This window comes from Bradyrhizobium sp. 142 (assembly GCF_023074015.1).
In the GTDB taxonomy this organism is placed as follows: Bacteria; Pseudomonadota; Alphaproteobacteria; order Rhizobiales; family Xanthobacteraceae; genus Bradyrhizobium.
Genome location: NZ_JADPKQ010000431.1, coordinates 1 through 6,209 on the forward strand (window position 1 = coordinate 1; position 6,209 = coordinate 6,209).

Genomic DNA, 6,209 nt, shown 5'->3' on the forward strand with positions numbered 1-6,209 from the left:
GCCCTCCTGCGCGGCCTTCCCTCGAGCCCGCAAAAGCACGCCAGATAGCGCCGCCATGTCCCCGCCATCGATCCGGTAACGACGCATCTTCTCGGCGCCAAGCATCATTATCCCCAGCTGCCACTTCGCTTTGCTCAGTTCGAAAGCCAAGTAAATCGTGGCATACTCGCTTCCGGAGGGTGCGTCAGTGTGATCAGTACGCATCGTTGATCCTCCAGGGTGAGTTGGTGGTCACAAACTCAATTTACCCCTCTGACCACCTGCCACCCCATAGGATCTACGACCATCACTCCCCCTCCTTCAGACGCCGGTACAGCGCGCCGAGGATGTTGGAATAGTCGTCGGTCCAGACCCGCACCCTGTCGTCGGCTTCGGTTTCCTCCCATTGCTTGGAGGACGCGAGCTTGCCGACATCGGCCGCCTCGCGCGCGGAGATGACGACGTCGGTGGAGAAGATGTAGTCGGCGTCGCGCCCGGAGTCCTCATTGTAGACCCAGCTCTTGAGATCGTTGGCATCGGCAATGCCGACCACGACGGGCTCGAGATCGAGATGCCGGTTGGAGACGTGCATCACCACGGCGCCGTGCGGGGCAAGCTTGTCCTTGTAGATCTTCATGGCCTCTTCGGTAGCCAGATGAATCGGGATCGCATCCGACGAATAGGCGTCGACGATGATGAGATCGTAGGCGCCATCCGGTTCCTTCGCGAATGTGAGGCGCGCATCCCCGATCACCGGCTTCAGGTCCGGCGCGCAGCTCGAGATGTAACGAAAGTTCTTCGGGTCCCGCGCGGCATCGACCATGGACTGGTCGATCTCGAAGAATTTCCAGCTCTCCCTGGGCTCGGCGGCGCAGGCGAGCGTGCCCGATCCGACGCCGATCGCAGCGACTTTCAGTGGCGCGCCGTTGCGTTCGCGGATCGCAGTGACGGCCTGACCGATGCCACCGTCCTTGTGATAATAGGTGATCGGCTCGGGCCGGCCGGTGACCGGCGTGCCGTCATCGTTGCGGAAGCGCTCGGCGCCATGAATGGTGGTGCCGTGCATCAGCACGTGGAAATAGCCGCCGGGCGTCACCACGATCTTGTGCACGCCGAAGAAGCTGCGCACGGTGATGACGCGGCCCTCGTCCGCGGGATAGATCCGGATCAGCGCCAGCGCGAGCGCGACGGTGGCAAAGATCTTCCAGCGGCCGGCATTGAGCGCGAGCGCCAGAAGCGCGGCAAGCACGCCGACGGCGCCGGCCACCCAGACGCGATGGTCCTCGAACAAGGTCGAGAGGCTGCCCGTGGCGTATGACGGCACAACCAGGGCCAGTGCGAGCGCGGCGAGCACCAGCCAGTACCATTTGGCAAGACCAGCAAAGCGCTCGTTCGCCGAGGGACGGCACAGCGCGGCGAGCGCGACCAGGATCGGATATTCGGCGATCCAGGAGAAGGTAAAGGGCGCGAGAAGTCCGGCGAACAGGCCACCGACCATGCCGCCGAATGACAGCGCGACATAGAAGCCGGTGAGATATCTTGCGGCCGGCCGTGTCCGCGCCAATTCGCCATGGCAGGCCATGGCGATGACGAAGAAGCACAATTGATGACCGCCGAGCGTGAGCAGCAGGTTCTGCTCGCCGCCGAACGCAAGCAGGACGATGACGCCTGCGATCGCGACGGGCTGGAGCATCAGCATCCATTTGTGCGGCAGCAGCGGCCGCGATTGGAACACCACCACCCAGGTGAGCAGATACAGCGACAGCGGCAACACCCACAAAAGCGGCGCCGCCGCGACGTCGGTCGAGATGTGCGCGGTCACGGCGATGAGCAGGCCCGAGGGCACCGCGGCAAGGAAGATCCAGCGCAGCCGCGTCACGAGACGCGGCGCCGGCGCATTCGCATTCTCGGTTCGCGCCTCCGTCACAGCGAGCTTCGGCGAGCGCAACAGCAGCACGCCGCAGGCGGCGATCAGGAGAATCAAGAGGCCGTAGCCGGCCGTCCAGAACCGGTTCTGCGCGTGCAGCGTGAACATCGGCTCCAGCAGGAACGGATAGGACAACAGCGCGAGGAAGCTGCCGATGTTGGAGGAGGCATAAAGGAAATAGGGATCATGCCCGGCGGGATGACCGGTGCGGACGAACCAGGCTTGCAGCAGCGGATTGTTGGCCGCGAGCGCGAAGAACGGCAGGCCGATCGACACCACGAACAGACCGAGCAGCCAGAACGCATAGCCGGAAGCCGGCGGCTCGCCGTAGGCGCCGGCGATGCCGAGCGGCAGGGTGGCGAAAGCCAATATCAGCAGCAGCAGATGCACCACGATGGGAACAACGCGGTTTTTGACCTGCATCAACAGATGCGCATAGGCATAGCCTGCGAGGAGCAGCGACTGGAAGAACACCATCGCCACCGACCACACCGCGGGCGAGCCACCGAGCCGCGGCAGCACCATTTTCGTGAACAACGGCTGCACCGAGAACAGCAGCAGCGCGCTGACGAAGATCGCGGCCGTGTAGACCGTGAGCAGCAGCCGGTTGCGGGACGAGGACGGATGCTCCGTGGCGGCGGGTTGCACGATCGAATCCATGGAAGCTCCAGCAAAGGCGTTTTCCAGCGAAGTGGGCACCGGTTCGCGCGAGAAAACGCGTCGTATAACTCCCCCGGCGGGCGCCGGACGCGCGCAATGGAGCACAAGGCGCCTGAACGGGCAATAAATGGTGTCGTGATGTTGCAACGGGGAATGCCTGATATAGAGGTGTCATTCCGGGGCGATGCGACGGGACCGCGAAGCGCGGCCCGGAGCATCGAACCCGGAATCTCGAGATTCCGGGTTTCGCGCTGAAGCGCGCCCCGGAATAATGACACCAGGAAAATCATGACTGAAACCGACGTCGTCATCATCGGCGCTGGCCATAACGGCCTCACCTGCGCGGCCTATCTCGCGATGGCAGGCCTGCGCGTGCACGTCGTCGAGCGCCGCAAGGTGGTCGGCGGGGCCGCGGTCACGGAAGAATTCCATCCGGGTTTCCGCAACTCGGTCGCGGCCTACACCGTAAGCCTGCTCAATCCGCAGGTGGTCCGCGACCTCAAGCTCGCCGAGCAGGGCCTGCGAATCGTCGAGCGGCGCGTGCAGAATTTCCTCCCCGCGCCCGACGGCAGCTATCTCATCACCGGCGAGGGACGGACGAAAGAATCTGTCGCGCGGCTGAGCACGCATGACGCGGCCGCGCTCGACGGCTTTTCGCGCGAGCTGGAAGACATCGCGGACGTGCTGCGGCAGTTCGTGCTGCGAGCGCCGCCGAACCTTCTCGCCAGCTTCGGCACGGCTGCGATCCGCGAGGGCATCAACGCGTTGAAGACGGCCAACATCCTGCGCGGATTGACGCTGGAGCAAAGCCGCAGCCTGCTCGATCTCTTCACCCGGTCGGCCGGCGAGATACTGGACGAGCGGTTCGAGCACGATCTGGTCAAGGCGCTGTTCGGATTCGACGCCATCGTCGGCAATTATGCCAGCCCCTACGCGGCGGGCTCGGCCTATGTGATGCTGCACCACGCCTTCGGCGAGGTGAACGGCAAGAAGGGCGTCTGGGGCCATGCCATTGGCGGCATGGGCGCGATCACGCAGGCGATGGCGCGCACCGCGCGCAACCGGGGCGTGATGATCGACACGGATGCGGGCGTGCGCGAGGTGATCGTCGAGCGCGAGCGCGCCGTCGGCGTGGTGCTGGACAACGGCACGGCCATCCGCGCGAAATATGTCGCGGCCAACGTCAATCCAAAGCTGCTCTATACGCGGCTGGTCGCGGCGGACGCCCTGCCCGCGGACTTCCTTGCCCGCATCCGTCACTGGAAGAACGGCTCCGGCACGTTCCGCATGAACGTCGCGCTGGACCGCTTGCCCTCCTTCACGGCGCTACCGGGCGACGGCGATCATCTGACCTCCGGCATCATCCTGGCGCCGAGCCTCGGCTACATGGACCGCGCTTATCTCGATGCGCGCGCGCAGGGCTGGAGCCGCGCGCCTGTTGTCGAGATGCTGATCCCCTCGACGCTCGACGATACGCTCGCGCCGGCGGGCAAGCATGTCGCAAGCCTGTTCTGTCAGCACGTCGCGCCCGAGCTGCCCGACGGCAGATCCTGGGATAGTCATCGCGAAGAGGTCGCCGATCTCATGATCGCGACCGTGGACAGTTACGCGCCGGGCTTTGCGACGAGCGTGCTCGGCCGCCAGATTCTCTCCCCGCTCGACCTCGAACGGCAGTTCGGCCTTTTGGGCGGTGACATTTTTCATGGTGCGCTGACGCTGAACCAACTGTTCTCGGCGCGGCCTATGCTGGGCCATGCCGATTACCGCGGGCCCGTGAGAGGCCTCTACCACTGCGGCTCCGGCGCCCACCCCGGCGGCGGTGTCACCGGCGCGCCCGGCCACAACGCCGCGCAGGCGATCTTGAGGGATCATCGCGCGCTGTTCGGAAACCGTGGATAGTCTGTGGATGAGCTGTGGACAGGCTGTCGAAAGGTCTGTGTCCAGCCCGGTGGACATTTGCACAACGCCGACCGGGACCAGCAGGGGAAATCCGGTCGGAAACCGAGGGATAAGGCGGTGGACAACCTAGCAGCGGCCGGTGGATAGCTTGTGGACGCCAAGTGCGCCCAAAAACGACGGCGCCCGCCAGGGGAGAGAAATCCTCGGCGGGCGTTCGTCAGGAATCAGCCTATGAAGAAAGTAGCCCGCTGGGAAACGGGAGGCGGAAATTACTTCAAGGAGGAGCTAATCGAAGTGAACTTTTCGTTCATAGTGGTACCGAGGCTGTTCACCACGGTGATGATCGCGAGCGCGATACCGGCTGCAATCAGCCCGTATTCAATCGCGGTAGCTCCGCACTCGTCCGACCAGAACTTCAAGACCATGCGCTTCAAGACTCGCCTCCATTTCCATTTAAAGCTGTGTTAATTGGTTCCAACACCCGTGAATTTACTGGATACAACCTGCGGATGGGTTAATCCGCAAATTGCAAGTTGTGCGGAAATTGGGAACAAAAGTTCCAAAAATTGAACTCAGCGGAACCCTAAGATGCAGCCCTCGCCAACCCATCGCGCCAGCTTTTCGATCGGCAACGAGGCCGCGGCCAAGCGTGTTGTCGACCTGCTCACCGAATTGCTTTTCGAGGGCGATGCGGCGATCGCGGCGTACGAGCGGCCGGACGGACAATGGGATGTCACCTTGCATTTCGCCGATGCGCCGGACCAGGCATTGCTGCGCGAACTCGTTGCAACTTCAGCTGGAAACGAGATCGCCGCCACCCTCACCTTGGATACGGTCGAAGCCAAGGACTGGGTCAAGGCCAGCCTGGAAGATCTGGTGCCGGTGCCGGCCGGGCGCTTCGTCGTACACGGGAGCCACGACCGCGACCGCGTGACGCCGAACAAACTCGCAATCGAGATCGAGGCCGCGCTCGCCTTCGGCACAGGCCATCACGGCACCACCCGCGGCTGTTTACTGCTGCTTGACCATGTCCTGAAGAGTTCCAAGCCAAGGAGCCTGCTCGATCTCGGCACCGGCACCGGCGTGCTGGGGATGGCGGCGGCCAAGGCGCTGCACCGGAAGGTGCTGACCTCCGACATTGACCCGCTCTCGGTGCGGGTGGCCGCGGAAAACGCCGCACTGAATGAAGTTGGTAACCATGTCCGGGTCATCCGCGCCACCGGCTTCGGCGCGCCGGATTTCGGCAGATGCGGCCCGTTCGACCTGGTGCTGGCCAACATCCTTGCCAATCCATTACGGCAATTGGCGGGCCCGATGACGCGACACCTGGCGCCCGGCGGGCGCGTCATCCTCTCCGGCCTGTTGACGCATCAGGCGCCCGCCGTGATCGCCGCCTATCGCGCGCGCGGCCTGGTGCCGCTGCGGCATTTGCGGATCGAGGGGTGGAGCAGCCTGTTGCTGCGGAAGATGGGGTGAAATGCGATCGAAGGCGCATCCGCGTCGGCGGTGCACCGCCTCGCCGCGCTTGGGGGAAACGACGAGCTTCACCCGCGCTGAGAGCGTTGGGGTGAGGGAACGTCTCCCCAGGGACGGTGACAGTTGGACTCGCGGAACTCCCCTCACCCGATCGCTTCGCGATCGACCTCTCCCCGCAAGCGGCAGGACAATCGCATATGGGTGCACGATGCGGCGACATCGGCAGTGGGCTCCCTCTCCCGCTTGCGGGGGAGGGTTGGGGTCGGCC

Annotated in this window: 4 protein-coding genes and 1 pseudogene; 2 read left to right on the forward strand and 3 right to left on the reverse strand. The window is 64.2% G+C overall.

From position 1 onward, the window contains the following. Both IVA82_RS40065 and IVA82_RS40070 read right to left on the reverse strand, forming a co-directional pair. Positions 1-204 (reverse strand): annotated as a pseudogene (locus IVA82_RS40065) (hypothetical protein); the annotation flags it as partial. An 82-nt stretch (positions 205-286) separates the two neighbouring features. Then, complete coding sequence (locus tag IVA82_RS40070; protein WP_247388730.1) at positions 287-2,566, reverse strand: fused MFS/spermidine synthase; 2,280 nt, start codon at positions 2,564-2,566, stop codon at positions 287-289. Positions 2,567-2,854: 288 nt separating this feature from the next. On the opposite strand from IVA82_RS40070, the gene IVA82_RS40075 reads away from it, so the two are divergent. Continuing rightward, a complete protein-coding gene (locus tag IVA82_RS40075) occupies positions 2,855-4,465 on the forward strand; it encodes an NAD(P)/FAD-dependent oxidoreductase (RefSeq protein WP_247388729.1) in 1,611 nt (536 codons plus the stop codon). A 269-nt stretch (positions 4,466-4,734) separates the two neighbouring features. On the opposite strand, the gene IVA82_RS40080 is transcribed toward IVA82_RS40075, so the two are convergent. Then, a complete protein-coding gene (locus IVA82_RS40080) occupies positions 4,735-4,899 on the reverse strand; it encodes a Flp family type IVb pilin (protein WP_187436426.1) in 165 nt (54 codons plus the stop codon). Between the two features lie 154 nt (positions 4,900-5,053). Here IVA82_RS40080 and IVA82_RS40085 point away from each other — a divergent pair, with 154 nt between their 5' ends. Beyond that, positions 5,054-5,941, forward strand: a complete 888-nt coding sequence (locus IVA82_RS40085) for a 50S ribosomal protein L11 methyltransferase (RefSeq protein WP_247388728.1) — start codon at positions 5,054-5,056, stop codon at positions 5,939-5,941. Positions 5,942-6,209 lie beyond the last annotated feature (268 nt).